Origin of the sequence: Rhizobium sp. Rhizsp42 (assembly GCF_047304155.1) — a bacterium.
Classification (GTDB): domain Bacteria; phylum Pseudomonadota; class Alphaproteobacteria; order Rhizobiales; family Rhizobiaceae; genus Rhizobium.
The window spans coordinates 44,608-61,632 of record NZ_JBGLYS010000025.1 but is presented as its reverse complement, the minus strand read 5'-3'; the positions used below and the strand labels follow the sequence as shown (position 1 = coordinate 61,632).

Sequence of the window (17,025 nt, the reverse complement as noted above, 5' to 3'; positions counted from 1 at the left end):
TCCGACTACCTTACGCTCCTCACGTGATCTCCTATCCGGCAGGCAATAGCGCTGAATCCGCGAAGAGACAACAAATGACATCGTTTATAGAGTATATATGGCGAAGTGTTGCCCTACGGCCCCTCGGAAGACGGCCTATCTACGGCTGGAGGCGACGTCGCGGCACCTGGATTGGGGCCATCGCTCTTGAAAACGGCAAAGGCAAGCGCAATCATCGCGATCACGAAGGCGGCCGCACCGATCAGCGCCCATGCCGAAAGCCTGCGGCCTTCGCTGAGCATGCGCTCTTCCCTGTCATCCAGACGGCCGGGCCGTTCGGCGGCCTGATCCGCCGATCCGTGATCGCGTTGATCGTTCAGGCGATCGTCATGATCCGCCATATCGCATCTCCAGCGGGTTCCGCGCCGGTGGTCAGATCAACGGATCACGACCTTGCGCGATGCTCCGGTTGAGCTCCTCGGCGATATCGCGCGCGTCCTCCCTGGAGAGGCCGACCAGGTCGCGCCCGTCGCTTGCCGCCGGCAGCGCGGTCATCGAATCCACGACCGTCCACCGCCCCGAGGGCTCGCGCCGGATCTCGTAACGCAACGGTTCGTCAGGACCATCACACTCCACGAGCATCTACCTCCGTAAGCTATGCTCTCTTATGTGTGCCACCGGCAGGCTTCGGCAAGGATGCCGCCGCCAACTCCGTCAGTTCGTAATATCGGGAACGTTGGCCTTCAGCTCTTTGATCCAGATCCGCGCATTGCCGTCCGACGGCGCACGCCAGTCTCCGCGCGGCGATAGCGAACCGCCCGACGTGACCTTCGGCCCGTTCGGCGAGGCCGAGCGCTTGAACTGACTGATCGTGAAGAAGCGGAATAGGAAGGTTTCCATCCACTTCTTGATCACGGGAAGATCGAAGGCGCGGCGCTTGTCCTCGGGGAAATGCGGCGGCCAGACACCGGCGTCGACATCCTTCCAGGCGGAATAGGCAAGGAAAGCCACCTTCGACGGCCGCAACCCGAAACGGGTGGTGTAGAACAGCGCGAAGTCGTGCAGATCGTAGGGGCCGATCTTGTCTTCCGTGCTCTGCATCACGCCGTTTTCATCGGCGGGAACGAGTTCCGGCGAGATCAGCGTGCCCAGAATGCGCTCCAGCGTCGCCTTGGCGTCGGCATCGAAATCGCCGGTGCGGATCACCCAGCGGATGAGGTGCTGGATCAGCGTCTTCGGCACCGAGGCGTTGACATTATAATGGCTCATCTGGTCGCCGACCCCATAGGTCGACCACCCCAGACCGATTTCCGAAAGGTCGCCAGTGCCAAGCACCAGCGCATTGCGCTGGTTGGCGGCGCGGAACAGGAAGTCGGTGCGCAGGCCCGCCTGCACATTTTCGAAGGTCACGTCATAGACCGGCTGCCCACCGGAGAAAGGATGCTTGAGGTCGCGCAGCAGCTGCAGCGCCAACGGCTTGATGTCGATCTCTTCCGCCGTCACCCCGATGCTGCGCATCAGCGCCCAGGCATTCGACTTGGTCTCGTCGCCAGTGGCAAAGCCCGGCATGGTGAAGCACAAGATATCGGAGCGCGGCCAGCCGAGCTTGTCGTACGCCCGCGCGGCCACCAGCAGCGCATGCGTGGAATCAAGTCCGCCCGAGATCCCCAGGCAAAGCCGCTTGATCCCCGTCGAGCGCAGGCGCTTCATCAAGCCCTGCACCTGGATGTTGAAGGTCTCGTAGCAATCCTGATCCAGCCGGCTTTCATCGGCGGGCACGAACGGGAAGCGCGCGACATCACGCTCCAACCCGATATCGCCCTGCGGCGCCTGGAACTGGAAGGCGATGCGCCGAAACGCGCGATCCGGCGTCAGATTGAGCGTCGCGGCATCGTTGAAGGTTCCCGTGCGCAAGCGCTCCAGCCGCAGCCGCTCGACATCGATATCGGCAACGCACATTTGCGACGTCATCGGGAAACGCTCGGTCTCCGATAGCATCGAGCCAAGCTCGTAGATGCAGGCCTGCCCGTCCCACGCCAGATCCGTCGTCGATTCCCCCGGCCCGGCGGCCGAATAGATGTAGGCGGACAGGCTGCGCGACGATTGCGAGGCGCAGAGCAGCTTGCGGGTTTCCGCCTTGCCGACGGTGATGTTGCTGGCCGACAGGTTGGTGAGGATGAGCGCGCCGCCGAGCGCGCCGAAATCGCTCGGCGCGGCGGGTGCCCAGAGATCCTCGCAGATCTCGATATGGAAGGTGAAATCCGCCCGATCCTCAGCCGCGAAGATCATGTCGGTCCCGAAAGGCACGGTCTCGCCGGCGACCCGGATCGTCTGGCCGCGCACCGTCCGCCCCGAGGCAAACCAGCGCTTCTCGTAGAATTCGCGATAATTGGGCAGATGCGTTTTCGGCACGACACCGAGGATGCGGCCGGCGTGAATGGCCACGGCGCAATTATAAAGCCGCCCCTCGTGCTGCAGCGGCGCCCCCACTAGGAGGACCGGGGTCAGTGCCGCGCTGGCAGCGACGATCTCGGCGATCGCAGTGTCCACCGCCTTCAGAAGCGCATCCTGTCCAAGAAGGTCGTCGATGGAGTAGCCCGATATGCCGAGCTCGGGAAACACCATCAGGCCGACGCCCTGCTGATGGCCCTGCCGCGCCATATCCAGCGTCGCCTTCGAATTGAAATCAGGATCGCCGACCTCGCAGATCGGCGTGCAAGCCGCCACGCGGACAAATCCCTGATCATAGACCGAATAGAAATTCACGAATGCCTCCAGCAGCCAAGCGCTTCGCAAGGATCATTACATCCAAATGCGGCAGCGCAAAACCGCATCTCTTTGCAATGCTGCTTCCTTAAGGGCTCATTCTTGCAAACTTCTGGAACATGTCTCAATCGGAATTTTACCTGAAGTTGCACGGATCGCGAATATATCGCGATCATCGGTGAAAAATTACAAAACTGTCATAAAACCATGAGGTCAGCGCCCTATAGCGACCGCGCGCGCCCTTCGGTTTTTCACCAACAGAGTTCTGAATGCCAAACCTCGCTCCCGTCCACGCTGGACTGCTCCGGGAAACTATACCCGGTGAGCGGCGCGTGGCGTTGACGCCCGAGGATATCGGCCACCTCTCAGCACGCCTTTCGATCCGCTTCGAGCACGGCTGCGGCGCCGCGGCCGGTTACGAGGATGAAGCCTATGTCGCCGCCGGTGCGCGACCGGCGAGCCGGGAGACCATTGCGCGCGAGTGCAATCTTTTCGTCAGCATCCGCAAGCCGCTGGACGCGCGCAGCTTCGCCGGATCACCCACCTTCATCTTCCTCGGCTCCCCGCTCGACGCCGACGAGCCGGCAAGCCGCGGCCTCATGCTCGACCTCGCGCGCCTCGAAGGCGTCGCGGATGCCGGCAGCATGGATGTGGCGACACGACAGGCGACCATCTGCGGCCATGCCGCGGTTCTCGAAGGCGCCCGTCAACTCGGCGTCGGGCATCCGATGCTTGTCATGGATGGTGCCCTTGCACGCCCGGTCAAGATGGCGGCACTGGGCACGGGCGCGGCCGCGCTTCAGGCGATCGCCACCGCCAGGCGTCTCGGCGCCCAGACCTATCTCTTCAGCGTCACCGACAACGATCGCAAACGGGCCGAGGCATTGGGCGCGAAATTCGTGGCGATCGATTCGGCACTCGAGCGCGCAAGCGCTGTGACAGCAGACATTCTCGTCGCCGCCAGCCGCAAGCAGCTTGCCGGCCAACTCCGGGAAATGCAGCTGATCGTCTCCAGTGTCGGCGGCTCGACCGGGCGCGCACCTGTTTTGATCGACGACGCATCGCTATCGCTCATGACGGCGGGCACCGTTATCATCGATCTTGAGGCAGCCGCCGGTGGCAATTGCACAATAACCAAGGTGGACGAAATCGTCGCCCATAACGGTGTCATCATTCTCGGAACAACTACTTTAGCGAGTGCCGATGCGCACCAGTCGAGCCTCCTGTTCAGCGAAGGCGTTCGCAAGCTGCTGGAGCGCCTGACGACGCCGGACGGCCGTCTTCAATTCGACCTCAAAGACCAATTGACCCGTCACCTGATTGGCGAGCGATTCGCTGGCGTGAGTGCTGCATCATGACCGAAGGACAACCGTAATTCGGCAATAATATTGCATTGCAGCACGATAGGCGTGCATAAGCATTTCGCCATATAGTATTGAGATAGCTTGATTATCAGGATCGAGCTGCTGATGAACCGTGTTCATCGTCGCGAAAGTTGCCTTTCTGCAACACCGTCTTTTTGCATCGCAAATATAACGAATTATGACTGTATCTGTAATTGATACATTTAAGCCGAAATGTAATTTGCCGGTCACGGAGACATCACGTCCCCGTGAGGGCTTGTTTTGAAATTGGGGTAGGTAGAAGCCGTTTTCGGCAGCAATGACCTGTGCCCAATCCTAAATAGATTGGACTCAACTATGACTATTCGTATGATGCTCATCAGCTCGGCAGCGGCTCTCGCCGCCGTCTCGGGCGCCCAGGCTGCAGACGCTATCGTCGCTGCTGAACCGGAAGCTGTAGAATACGTTCGCGTTTGCGACGCTTACGGCACCGGCTACTTCTACATCCCGGGCACGGAAACCTGCCTCAAGGTCGGCGGTTACCTCCGTTTTGAAGTCTACGGCGGCCCGAACCAGAAGGGCACCTCGGACTGGAACGCTCGTACGCGCGCCCAGGTTCAGTTCACCGCTAAGAGCGACACCGAGTACGGCCCGCTGACCGGCGTTATCGTTCTCCGTAACAACGGCGACAACTCTTCGACGACCACGACGCTCGACTCCGCTTACATCGACATCGCTGGCCTGCGCGCTGGTCTGTTCTATGGTTGGTGGGACGATGGTCTCTCCGGCGAAACCGACGATATCGGCTCCTCCGTTACCCTGCGCAACTCCATTCGTTACCAGTACGAAACCAGCGACTTCTACGCTGGTATCGCAATCGACGAACTGGAAGACGGCTACTACAAGCCGGGCGAAACCGCCAACAACTTCGGCGTTGCCGCTGCTATCGGTGGTAAGGCTGGCGCCTTCACGTACCAGATCACCGGCGGTTACGACACCGACAACGAAGAAGGTGCAGTTCGCGCCATGGGTACCGTTGCAATCGGTCCTGGCACGCTCGGCCTCGCTGGCGTTTACTCGTCTGGCCCGAACTCCTACTACAACAAGTCTGAGTGGGCAGTGGCTGTCGAATACGCCATCAAGGCAACCGACAAGCTGAAGATCACCCCTGCGTTCCAGTATTACGGCAACTACGGCATCACTGCCGGCCAGTTCCGTGACAACAACGACGCTTGGAAGGCCGGCCTGACGGTCGACTACCAGATCGTTGACAACCTCTACGTCAAGGCAACCGTGGACTACACGGACGCCGACAACGCAGACAGCATCACCAAGGGCTTCTTCCGCCTGCAGCGCGCATTCTAATAATCGTCGGGCGCCACTCTTCAATCACGCTGGATCCTCTGATCCGGCGTGAGCGAGGAATGGCGCCCGAATCAGGTGTTTCTGATCAGATTGACCTCCGATCAGTTTACGGAAGGTGGTTCGGTTTCCCTGCTGAGCCACCTTTTGCTATTGGCTGAATTGTCTACTCGGCGGCATCGCGTTGATCGGCCGCTGGTGCCGCGCTTGCATCAAGCTTGTGCCGCTCCACATCGAGGCGACGCAGCTCCGCCACACTATCCTCGACTGTCACCGCTCCCAGCATATCAACAACGGCCTGCTCCGCCCGGTCGCAGAGATACTCGGAGAGATCGCCGATATTCTCGCCCACCAGCCCCGCATGCGGGATTTCGTGGCGCGTTGCCCAGAGCTTTTTGTTTCCCGTCACGGCCGCGTAAATCTCGCTGAGCAGTATCTCCTTGCTCGGCCGCGCCAGCCTGATCCCGCCCTTGCTCCCCGCTGCCGAAACCAGAATGCCGCTCTCCGTCAACGGCGGCAGCAGCTTGCGCACAAAGCTCGCATTCGTGTCCAAACCCGCCGCCAGCGACTGGCTCGTCGAGCGCACGCCGGCTTCGTCGTTGACGGCGACGCTGACGACGATCTGCATCGCCGTGGAAAAACGCGTATCGATCATGCTGATCTTCAGCCTTGTTGAAGGCAACAGGTGGCGGGGACACGGATGTAGGAAGCCACACGCTGCAGCGGTAGAGGAAGTGATATTTCCTCCGAAATTGCATTGTCAATGAAGCAGGCTCGGAATCACGCTTGTTTGATATCCGGCTACCACTCGCCCAAGCTAGAGCCAGCCGATCCGCCGGAGCGCCCACAGCGTCGCGATCGACGTGATGGTGACGAAACCGACGATGACGATGAACGCCCAGGTGTCGTTGACCCCGGGTATCCCCCCGACATTCATTCCGAACAGCCCGGCCACCACGCTGGGCGGCAGAAGCAGCGCCGCAAGAGCCGCCAGCCGGTTGGAATTGCGGGCGATGCGCTCGCTGATCACGGTCGATAGGTCGTCGTGCAAAATGCCCGTGCGGTCGCGGATCGCGTCGAGATATTCGATGAAGCGCATCAGCTTGTCGATCACTTCGCGTAACCTGAGCTTGTCGCGTTCGAGCAGCCAGGGCGCGTCGTCGTGCTCGATCCGGTTCAGCGCGTCGCGCTGCGGCGCCAGATAGCGGCGAAGCTGCACGGAACGGCGGCGCAGGAGCTTCAGCCGCTCGCGCACCTCGCTCGCCTCGCCGTGAAAGATCATCTCGTCGAGCTCGTCGACCTCCTCGTCCATGCCGTCGAGAACGGGTTCAAGGTCGCGCACCAGCTTCTCGCCGATCAGCGCCAGAAGGTCACCGCTGCGCTGCGGCCCCTTGCCCTTCTCCAACGCCGCCCTGATATCGCGAAGCGCCGTGATATAGTGGCCGCTGTCGCGCAGAGATACGACACGGTCGCCATCCACCCACAGATGCAGCGGCACCAGATCGAGCCCGGAATGCGGCTCCTCGGCCTCGTCGGGGGCGGTGGCGCAAACACCGCGCAGAATGATCAGCAATCCATCGTCTACGGGTTCGACGCGCGGCCGCGTCTCCTCCTCCAGCAGCGCTTCGGCCACGAAACTGTCGAAACCGCCCTTGGCATTCACCCATTCGGCGGCAGCCGGATGATCGCGCTCCAAGTGTAGCCAGATCACGCCATCGCCCGGCTTCCAGGCGCAGACATCATCCATGTCGATCTGCCTGCAGCCGCCTCGCCCATCAAGGAGCAACGCAAAGCGTATCCCTGGTTCGACACCGTAGCTTGCCATCGGCGCACTCGCAGTCTTCATTGCCGGTCCTTGCCCGCCGGGGGTGACGGAAATAGAGCCAACTCTCTGAATATTAGCAGGATTCTACCATGTCGCGGAAACGACGCAACATCGACCCTGTCCGACAGCGACCGGTCAGCTCTCGAAGACCGCGAAAGCGCACCTCGCCCGCGCCCGTCATCCACAAGCCACATGGCTCTGGTCGTGCAGTTTGATAATTATGTCGTAGACAGGCTCTACACGTCGCGTTTCTATCCCTAAAATCCGATCTCAATATTCAATCAGGGTCGCACTCAATGGCAGAGTTTCCTAAGCAGGCTAAGGTCGTCATCATCGGTCTCGGCGGCATCGTCGGCGCATCCATCGCCCATCACCTGATCGAGCGCGGATGGGACGACATCGTCGGCATCGACAAGTCGGGTATTCCGACCGACATCGGCTCGACCGCCCACGCCTCGGACTTCTGTTACACCACATCACACGACTATCTGTCGGTCTGGACCACCCAGTATTCGATCGATTTCTACGAGAAGATGGGCCACTACTCCCGCATCGGGGGCCTGGAAGTCGCCCGCACCGGCGACGATGCCTGGATGGAAGAGATCAAGCGCAAGCTGAGCTCCGCCAAGGCCTTCGGCACCCGGGCACATTACGTCTCTCCCGCTGAGATCAAGGAAATGTTCCCGCTGATCGAGGAAGACCAGGTCCAGGGCGGCATGTTCGACCCCGACGCCGGCCTCGTCATTCCGCGCTCGCAGACCGTTGCCGGCAAGCTGGTCGATGCTGCCGAGAAATCCGGCAAGCTCAGGATGTTCGGCAACACGCCGGCCCAGTCGCTGATCGTCGAAGGCGGCCGCATCAAGGGCGTCGTCACCCATCGCGGCACGATCATGGCCGATCACGTCATCGTCTGCGCCGGCCTCTGGGGCCGCCTGATCGCCGAGATGGTCGGCGAGGACCTGCCGGTCATGCCGGTCGATCACCCCCTCACCTTCTTCGGCCCCTATAACGAGTTCGAAGGCACCGGCAAGGAAATCGGCTATCCGCTGCTGCGCGACCAGGGCAACTCCGCCTATATGCGCGACACCGGCGACCCGAAGACCACTGAAGGCGGCCAGATCGAGTGGGGCTACTACGAGACCACCAATCCGCGCATGTGCCACCCGCGCGAACTGCTTGAGAAGCACGAGGCGCGCCTCTCGCCCTCGCAGCGCGATCTCGAAATGGAGCAGATCCTCGAGCCGCTCGAAAAGGCCATGGAACTGACGCCGATCCTCGGCGAACTCGGCTATAACGAAGGCCACTCCTTCAACGGCCTGCTGCAGGTCTCCGCCGCCGGCGGCCCCTCCTGCGGCGAGAGCCAGAAGGTGCGCGGCCTGTGGTATTGCGTCGCCATCTGGGTCAAGGACGGCCCTGGTTACGGCAAGCTGATCGCCGACTGGATGACCGACGGCCGCACCGAGATCGACCACAACTCGATCGACTATTCCCGCTTCTACCCGCACCAGCTGACCGAGGACTTCATCGCCGGCCGCTGCTATGAGGCCGCGCAGAAGATCTACTTCCCCGCCGTCCACACCCGCGAACCCTACGCGTCGGGCCGCAACGCCAAGCGCTCGCCCTTCTACGAGCGCGAAAAGGAACTCGGCGGCTACTTCATGGAGCTCGGCGGCTGGGAGCGTGCACATGGCTACAAGGCCAACGAGCACCTGCTGGAGAAATACGGTTCCCAAGTTCCGGTGCGCGAAAACGAATGGGACAACCGCCACTTCTGGCGCGTCTCCAACGCCGAGCATCTGGCGATGAGCGAGGATTGCGGCATCGTCAACCTCAGCCACTTCCACATGGTCGACCTCGAAGGTCCCGATCATGTCGAGCTCTTGGAATGGCTCTGCGCCGCCAAGATCGGCGGCGACGCAAACATCGGCAAGGGCATCTACACCCACTTCCTCGATGACGAGGGCATGGTCCGCGCCGACTTCACCGTCATCCGCATGGCCGACCGCTGCCGCCTCATCAACGGCGCCGATGCCGGCCCGCGCGACTTCCACTACATGAAGCGCGTGGCAGAAGATCGCGGCCTCGACGTGACGATCACGGACGTCTCGGAAAAGTTCATCACGATCGGCATCTGGGGCCCGAATGCCCGTGACACGCTGAAGAAGGTGGTCGCCGATCCGGCAGCGCTCGATCCCGAAAACTTCGCCTTCGCGGCCATCAAGCCGATCGAGATCGCCGGCAAGACGGTCACCGCCTTCCGCATCTCCTATGTCGGCGAACAGGGCTGGGAACTGCACATGAAGTACGAGGATGGCCTCGCCGTCTGGGATGCGCTCCGCGCCACCGGCGTCATGCCCTTCGGCGTCGAGACCTATGCCAATTCCCGCCGCATGGAAAAGTCGCTGCGCCTGCAGAACGGCGACCTGCTCACCCAGTACAATCTGCTGGAAGCCGACCTCGCCCGCCCGAAGGTCAAGGAAGCCGATTTCCGCGGCAAGGCCAAGCACCTGGAATACAAGGCCCGCGAACACCAGCCGGCGATGCTCTGCACCCTCGTCATGACCGAAAACACCGACAGCAAGGGCGTCAAGCGCTACCCCGTCGGCTCCATGCCGGTCATGGATCCGGAAACAGGCAAGTCGCTGGTCGACAGCCTCGGCCGCATCTCCTACACGACCTCGGTCGCCTATGGCCCGACGGTCGGCAAGAACATCGCGCTTGCCTACCTCCCGCAGGAATACTGCCAGGTCGGCCGCAAGCTGAATGTCGAGTATTTCGCCGAGACCTATCCGGTCGAAGTGGTCAGCGTCGGCTACAAGCCGATCTACGACCCTGAGAACCTGAAGCCGCGCACCTGATTTCAGGCCCCGGCTCAGAAAATCCGAAACAAAACAGCCCGCGGGATCTCTCCCGCGGGCTGTTTCATGTCCAGTCTCACGAACAAAACCGACAGCACTCTCGCGCTGCCGGCCTCTTGTCCTAGTGCTTCTCGCCACGAACGGCGGTCACGTCGGCTGCCGAAACAGTGGCGGCCTTGTTGTGCCAGCCATCGCGCAGGAAGGTCGCGAGTGCGGCGACTTCGTCATCCGACAGGCGGTTTTCGTAGCCCTGCATGCGCAGCTTCATCGGGCGATCCGGCGTCGACGGCAGCTCGGCGCCGTGCAGGATCACGCTGATCAGGCCCTTGGGCGACTTGGCATCAACCAGCGAGTTGCCATCGAGCGCCGGGAAGGTCTCGCCGGCACCCTTGCCGCTTACCATGTGGCAGGCGGCGCAGTTGTCGATATAGAGACGCGGGCCGAGCGGCATGTCGGGCTTGGCGTCCGAAAGCAGCGTTTCGGTCGCCGTCACCTCTGCCTTCTCCGGCTGTACGGCCGAAGCCGAACCACCAGCGCTACCGATCTTCTTCAGATAGGTGGCGATGGCGAGGTTATCGTCGTGGCTCATGTACTGCAGCGAGTCACGAACGACGAGCATCATTTCACCGGTTGCCGATGAGTGAGCGTTGCGAGCGGTCGAGAGATAAGCCGCCAGCTGCTCGGTGCTCCACGTCTGCGGACCACTTGCCGGACCACGCAGATCAGGGGCCGTGAAGCCGTCGATCTCGCCGCCGGAGAGGAAGGCCTTCGACGAATTGTCGATGCCGTCCTGCGCCATGAACAGGTTGCGCGGGCTGTGGCAGGCGGCACAGTGGCCGGCGCCGTCAACAAGATACTTGCCGCGGTTGAACTGCTCGTCCTCACCCTGCTCGGGCTTGAAGCCGGCCGGGTAGCTGGCGGCCAGCCAGTTCCAGGCGCGCAGGCCGAAGCGCATGTTGAACGGGAAGGAAAGCTTGGTTTCCTCGACCTTGTTCGAGACAGGCTCGACCTCGTGCATGAAGTAGTCGTAAAGCGCCACGACATCTTCTTCCGAGAGCTTGCGGTAGTTCTCGTACGGCATGGCCGGATAGAGATGCGTACCGTTGGGCGTCACGCCGTCGTAGAGGGCAGCGCGGAAATCGGCGAGCGTCCAGTTGCCGATGCCGGTGTCCTTGTCGGGCGTGATGTTGGTGGTCCAGATCGTGCCCATCGGGCTCTGGATGGCGCGACCGCCGGCGAAAGGCTTGCCGCCTTCGCTGGTGTGGCAGGCCATGCAGTCGCCGGCGCGCATGACATATTCACCCTGCCCCTTGGCCGGCTTGAAGTCGGCTGCGAGCTGAGTGACCGGGCCGGTGCGCTGCACCGGCACGAAGATGAAGGCAACCAAGGCGATGACGCCGAGAACGACCAGCGTTCCGATGATGCGGAGAAAGGTTTTCATCTCTGTTCTCCTTATGCCAGCGGCCGCGGGTTGGGCAGGTAATCCTTGCGGATGTGATGCGCCGCCCAGTAGGCCAGACCGCCGACCATGCCGGTCGGGTTGTACTGCGTGTTCTGCGGGAAGACGTTGGCACCCATGACGAAGACGTTATGGCAGTCCCAGGACTGCAGATAACGGTTGAGAACCGAGGTCTTCGGATCGTCGCCGGTCACCGTGCCGCCGGTATTGTGGGTGGTCTGGTAAGGACGGACGTCAAACATCGCGCCTTCCTTCTTGAAACCTTCCTGCATCGTGGTCGGGTTCATCGACTTGGCGATGGGTTCCATCTTCTGCTTCATGAACTGCGTCTGGCGGATTTCGTTTTCGTGCCAGTTGTAGGTCATGCGCAGCATCGGACGGCCGTGGCGGTCCTTGTAGGTCGGGTCGAGGTCGAGATAGTGACCGCGATAGGACATGACGGAGCCGTGGGCGCCGATGTTCATCGCATGGCCGTACCATTCGCCGATGCCCTTCTTCCAGCCTGCACCCCAGCTTGGCGTGCCCGCAGGAAGCGGCATGGTGTGGCCCGGCTGGCCGTTGGTCTGGCCGGCACGCCAGTAAGCGCCGCCGACAAAGCCTTCCTTGGCGAAGTCGATATTGTCGATACCGAAATCGTCGATACAGAAGCCGTTTGCGCCGGTGCCGATGAACGGGTTGAATTCCTCGTCCTTGAAGAACAGCGTGTAGCCACCGGTGATCTGGTAGGCATAGTTACGACCGACGACACCTTCGTTGGTGTTCGGGTCGTAAGGCTGGCCGATGCCGGAGACGAGCATCAGGTGGACGTTGTTCAGCGCAAATGCGGTCAGGATGACCAGATCGGCCGGCTGGAAGACTTCTTCGCCGGTCTTGTGGTCGAAATAGGTAACGCCAGTCGCGGTCTTGCCGTCTTCAGCCTTCTCGACGCGCAGCACTTCCGAGTTGACGCGGTATTCGAAGTTCTTCTTGCGCTTCAGGGCATCGATGATGGCCGTCTGCGGCGAGGACTTCGAATAGTTGTAGCAGCCGTAGCGCTCGCAGAAACCGCAATGGTTACACGGGCCCATCTGCATGTTGTATTCGTTGACGTAGTCCTTGGAGGCAATGCCACCAGGGCTCGGGAACGGGTGATAGCCCGCAGCCTTCGCCGCATCGCGGAACTTCACGCCATCCCATGTCGACGGCATGGCCGGCATCGGATAGTCGTTGGAACGCGGCGCCTCGAACGGGTTGCCGCCCTCGACGATCTTGCCGTTGACGTTGCCGGCCTGGCCGGAAATGCCCGCGACCTTCTCGAAGCGATCGAAATGCGGCTCGAGCTCTTCGTAGGTCATCGGATAGTCCTGGATCGTCATGTCCTCGGTCATGACGCCCGCGCCGAACTTTTCGGTCACGTAGGACTTCAGGCGATACTCCGACTGCATCGGACGCCAGTTGAGGCCGTTCCAGTGCGTGCCAGCGCCGCCGACGCCGGTGCCGAGCAGGAAGGTGCCGAGGCTGCGGTAAGGCAGCGCGGTCTCATCCAGCGAGCGGCGGATGGTGACGGTCGTGTTCGCCGGCTTTTCCATCATCCCGTAGCGAATGCCGTACTTCAGCTCGTCGATCATGTTCGGGTACTGGAAGTCGGGAACGGTCGCCTGGTCGTGACCGCGCTCCAGCGCCAGAACCTCGAGGCCTTCATTGGCAAGCTCGATGCCCATGATCGCGCCCGTCCAGCCGAAGCCGACGAGAACGACGTCTTTTTTCTTTTCTGTGCGTGCCATGATCGTTAGCCCCTTTCGCCGGAGATCGAGACGGGGCCAAGCGGATACTTGACGTTATGCTTGCCGACCCACTCCTTGTAGGAGCCGCGGGCGCCCGGGAAGCCGATATACTTCCAGGCAGCCATGCCGTGGTTGCCGCCATACATCGGGTCGGAGAAGTAACCTTCCTTGGTGTTGGCAAGCAGGATCGAGAAGAACTCGCGCAGCTCCGGCTTGATCTTCATCTCGTCCTTCTGGAGCGAGGTGAGCGCCTTGTCCTGCGTTGCCGGGTCGAGTTCGGCGAAGATCTTGCCGTGGGTCTGCTTGCACCACTCGTTGAACACCGGGATCGCCTGCTGGTAGGTTTCCAGCGGGTTGAGCGGCGTCTGCCAGCCGCGCAGCGGGCTAGCCGCCGGCTCATAGGGGCCGACCATGTACCAGTCTGATGCCTTGCCGTAATCGCCGGCGAGCTGCTTGTCGATGAAAACGGGAACGCGCGTCTCGATCGCGCCGGGGCCGTCGCCCTCCGACGGAATCAGTCTGGCGACCGCAGCCATGACGAAGGCCCACTCCGTGGGCTGAAGACAGTCCGGCTTGTATTCGGTGAGCGCGGCGGGTTCGGGTTTGGTTTCGGCTTTCGCTGCACCGGCAATGCCGGCAATAGCCGCGGTCGCCGCGGAAGCTTTCAGGAAGCTTCTGCGGGACGGCAGGCCCGGGAGGTCTCTCATGATTGGCTCCTTCACGACCGTGGGAGTCGGTCGCTCAAGTTTTGCTGAAGCGTCAATTCAGCGCAGGGCAATTTGACGCTAAGCGCCGTACGCCCGCTGGAGCCGGGTGACAAGCACCGGTGAGCGCAAACCGGTTCGATTTCCGCCACAATTGAGAATTATTTTGCACATGTTCAAAGCAAGTCGCGATATTTCACGTACCAATCGCTCTTTTGTGGAATTTTTCACTCAGGTATAATGAGTTGACCAGCTAGTGCGATTCAACGCAAAACGCCCGCTCGAAACCGGGCGGGCGTTTTGCATGCGATACGGATGGCGTTCAGTTCGAACCGGAGGCCGCGACCAATACCGGCTTTTCGCTGTAATCTTTCGGGAACAGCTGCTTCAGAGCGGCGACCTTCTGCAGGTCGTTGATGACGATATAGGGGTAGGTTGGATTGTTCGTCAGGAAGTCCTGATGATACCCCTCCGCGGCATAAAAACTCTTGCCCGGCTCGATTTTGGTGACGATGGCTGCATCGAAAACCCGCGCCTGGTTCAGCTGGCTGATATAGGCCTTCGCGACCTTGGCCTGTTCGTCATTGGCGGGAAAGATCGCCGAGCGATATTGCGTGCCGGTATCGGGACCCTGGCGGTTCAACTGCGTCGGATCGTGCGCAACGGAGAAGTAAATCTGCAGCAGCCGGCCGTAGCTGACCTTGCTCGGATCGAACACGACCTTGACCGATTCCGCATGGCCCGTATCGCCGCCGCTGACCGTTTCGTACTGCGCGGTATTCTTGGAGCCGCCGGCATAACCCGACGTCGCGCTTTTCACCCCGTTCACGTGCTGGAACACGCCCTGCACACCCCAGAAGCAACCGCCGGCAAAGGTCGCCGTCTCGCTGCCACCGCCGGCCGGCTCGTCCATGACAGGCGCCGGAATGACACGCGCCTCTTCGGCGGACGAAGGTGTGAAATACATCGCCAGACCCGCGGCCAGCACGCCCGCCGCACCAAAGGCGACGATGCGCATCGAGCGGCGTGTAGTCGAACCCTTATAGTCAGTCATGCCCTTATGGTCAGTCATGATGGTCTCCTATCAACCGAAGGTGAAGGCGTAGGCTTGTACGCCGGGATCAAGAAATCGGATTTCGAATGTGTGATCGCCAACGGCGCCCGGCTCGCGGATGAGCTGGTAGAGCCGCTGTGCGGTCACGGTGCCGTTGCCGTCGGCATCGGTATCGGCCCCATGCCCGTCACCGGGCGGCTTGCCATCGACGGTCACCTGGAAGCGCACCGGCTTGCCGTCGGCACCCGGACCAAGCACCAGATGCAGATCGCGGGCATGGAAGCGGTAGTAGATGCTGCCGTCCTTGTCGTTCAGCGCGGCCTGCTCGGAACCGACAGTCCAGTTGCCCGTCAGGCCCCATTCGTTGAGCCGCGGTGTCGCCGCGACATAGGTATGGGCGGCGTCGTTGACCGTGCCTTTCTGGTCGACGAAGTTTTCGGAGCGCTGCCAGCCGACATAGGTCTCCGGCGATTGCACATCCGCCTGGTTCGATGCGGCTTCGGCACCGGTCGCCTTGACCTCGACCACATCGGCGGCGACGTTTGCCTTGCCGGCCTCCGCCAGAAGCTGCTGTATCACCCGCTCTGAGCCGTCGTAATCGCCCTCGCCGAAGTGATGATGGCGCACGCGCCCCTCGGCATCGATGAAATAATGCGCCGGCCAATACTGGTTTTCGAAGGCGCGCCAGATGGCATAGTCGTTATCGATGGCGACGGGGTAGGTGATCTTGAGATCGCCGATCGCCTTCTTGACGTTGTCGATGTTCTTTTCGAATGCAAACTCCGGCGCATAAACGCCGATCACCACCAACCCCTGATCCTTGTACTTTTCCGCCCAGGCGCGGACATAGGGAATGGCGCGCAGGCAGTTGATGCAGGAATAGGTCCAGAAATCGACGAGAACGACCTTACCCTTGAGCGACTGCGCCGAGAGCGGCGACGAATTGAGCCACTGCACGGCACCATCCAGCGACGGCATCGTTCCCTCGACCGGAAGCGCTTCAGTGGCAGTCGTCTTCGGGCCGCCCTTCATCATCATCGCGTTCGAGCCGGCCATCATCGCATTGTTGCCTGATATCACGGCCGGAGCATTGCCGGACATCATCATCTGGTTGCTGCCGCTCATGGCGTCGCCCTTCATCACGACGGAGCCGGCATTCTCTGCCGCCTGCTGCTGCGGATGCAGCTTATCGATCAGGCTCTGCTCCAGCGTGCCGGTGCTGGCCAGCGAGGCCTGTGTGAGGAAGCCTGTGTCGAGGCCGAGACCGATCGCCACCACAGCGGCCAGAACGGCAACGCCAAGCCCGCGACGCACCCATTCACCGACGCCAAGCGACCGTTTCATCGCCTGGTACACCCGGCCACCGATCAAAAGCGCCAGCGCCAGCGACGTCGCCGCACCCAGAGCGTAAGCGAGCAGCAAAAACGTCGTGCCGACACTCGCTCCCTGCAACGCAGCGCCCGTCAGGATCAGCCCGAGAACCGGGCCCGCGCAGGGTGCCCAGAGCAGGCCCGTGGCAACACCCAGCAAGGCCGACGCAGCGACGGTCGATCCACCGCTTCGGGTACCACGATCGGCCGATTGCGACAGCCGCGCCCCAAGCGATACCAGCGGCCGCGTCAGATAATCGGACAGGGTCGGGAAAAGCAGGATGACGCCGAAGACGGCGAGCAGCACCAGCGCTGCATAGCGGCCATACTCGTTGGCCTGCACCGCCCAGCCGCCGCCAAGCGCCGCCAGCGTCGCAACGGCCGCAAACGTCGCCGCCATGCCGACAAGCATCGGCAGCGTGCTGCGCAGAAACGGCTGGCCGGCGCGCGCGAAGACGAAAGGCAGCACCGGCAGGATACAGGGGCTGACGATGGTCAGCACGCCCCCGAGATAAGCGAGAATGAAGAGGATCATGTCAGGT

Annotated in this window: 13 protein-coding genes; 3 read left to right on the top strand and 10 right to left on the bottom strand. The window is 61.7% G+C overall.

Annotated elements, in window-relative coordinates; genetic code table 11:
• Positions 1–113 precede the first annotated feature (113 nt).
• From ACCD05_RS21580 to ACCD05_RS21570, 3 genes are all read right to left on the bottom strand, one after another.
• Positions 114–380: a hypothetical protein gene (locus ACCD05_RS21580; RefSeq protein ID WP_209234812.1), complete on the bottom strand. Its 267-nt coding sequence runs from the start codon at positions 378–380 to the stop codon at positions 114–116.
• Positions 381–411: 31 nt separating this feature from the next.
• Positions 412–543, bottom strand: a complete 132-nt coding sequence (locus ACCD05_RS21575; RefSeq protein ID WP_280638479.1) for a hypothetical protein — start codon at positions 541–543, stop codon at positions 412–414.
• Positions 544–693: 150 nt separating this feature from the next.
• Positions 694–2,745 (bottom strand): NAD(+) synthase, encoded by a 2,052-nt coding sequence (locus tag ACCD05_RS21570; protein WP_413395231.1) that lies wholly within the window; start codon positions 2,743–2,745, stop codon positions 694–696.
• Between the two features lie 269 nt (positions 2,746–3,014).
• On the opposite strand from ACCD05_RS21570, the gene ACCD05_RS21565 reads away from it, so the two are divergent.
• Entirely contained in the window at positions 3,015–4,103 is a 1,089-nt protein-coding gene (locus tag ACCD05_RS21565) for an NAD/NADP transhydrogenase subunit alpha (protein WP_413395229.1), read from the top strand.
• A gap of 342 nt (positions 4,104–4,445) precedes the next feature.
• Entirely contained in the window at positions 4,446–5,453 is a 1,008-nt protein-coding gene (locus ACCD05_RS21560; protein WP_111564079.1) for a porin, read from the top strand.
• 163 nt (positions 5,454–5,616) lie between these two features.
• Here ACCD05_RS21560 and ACCD05_RS21555 read toward each other — a convergent pair whose 3' ends face one another.
• Both ACCD05_RS21555 and ACCD05_RS21550 read right to left on the bottom strand, forming a co-directional pair.
• Entirely contained in the window at positions 5,617–6,105 is a 489-nt protein-coding gene (locus ACCD05_RS21555) for an RrF2 family transcriptional regulator (protein WP_413395227.1), read from the bottom strand.
• A 162-nt stretch (positions 6,106–6,267) separates the two neighbouring features.
• Positions 6,268–7,296 (bottom strand): CorA family divalent cation transporter, encoded by a 1,029-nt coding sequence (locus ACCD05_RS21550; RefSeq protein WP_113199456.1) that lies wholly within the window; start codon positions 7,294–7,296, stop codon positions 6,268–6,270.
• A gap of 275 nt (positions 7,297–7,571) precedes the next feature.
• Here ACCD05_RS21550 and ACCD05_RS21545 point away from each other — a divergent pair, with 275 nt between their 5' ends.
• Positions 7,572–10,133: a GcvT family protein gene (locus ACCD05_RS21545; protein ID WP_413395224.1), complete on the top strand. Its 2,562-nt coding sequence runs from the start codon at positions 7,572–7,574 to the stop codon at positions 10,131–10,133.
• A 121-nt stretch (positions 10,134–10,254) separates the two neighbouring features.
• Here ACCD05_RS21545 and ACCD05_RS21540 read toward each other — a convergent pair whose 3' ends face one another.
• From ACCD05_RS21540 to ACCD05_RS21520, 5 genes are all read right to left on the bottom strand, one after another.
• Complete coding sequence (locus ACCD05_RS21540; protein WP_413395222.1) at positions 10,255–11,574, bottom strand: c-type cytochrome; 1,320 nt, start codon at positions 11,572–11,574, stop codon at positions 10,255–10,257.
• An 11-nt stretch (positions 11,575–11,585) separates the two neighbouring features.
• Entirely contained in the window at positions 11,586–13,355 is a 1,770-nt protein-coding gene (locus ACCD05_RS21535) for a GMC family oxidoreductase (protein WP_413395220.1), read from the bottom strand.
• A gap of 5 nt (positions 13,356–13,360) precedes the next feature.
• On the bottom strand, positions 13,361–14,062 hold the full coding sequence (locus tag ACCD05_RS21530; RefSeq protein WP_413395218.1) for a gluconate 2-dehydrogenase subunit 3 family protein: 702 nt from the start codon (positions 14,060–14,062) through the stop codon (positions 13,361–13,363).
• A 319-nt stretch (positions 14,063–14,381) separates the two neighbouring features.
• Positions 14,382–15,131: a peptide-methionine (S)-S-oxide reductase MsrA gene (gene msrA / locus ACCD05_RS21525; RefSeq protein WP_413395216.1), complete on the bottom strand. Its 750-nt coding sequence runs from the start codon at positions 15,129–15,131 to the stop codon at positions 14,382–14,384.
• Between the two features lie 12 nt (positions 15,132–15,143).
• Positions 15,144–17,018 carry a cytochrome c biogenesis protein DipZ gene (locus tag ACCD05_RS21520; protein WP_413395214.1) on the bottom strand — a complete coding sequence of 625 codons (1,875 nt, stop codon included), beginning with the start codon at positions 17,016–17,018 and terminating at the stop codon, positions 15,144–15,146.
• Positions 17,019–17,025: the final 7 nt, after the last annotated feature.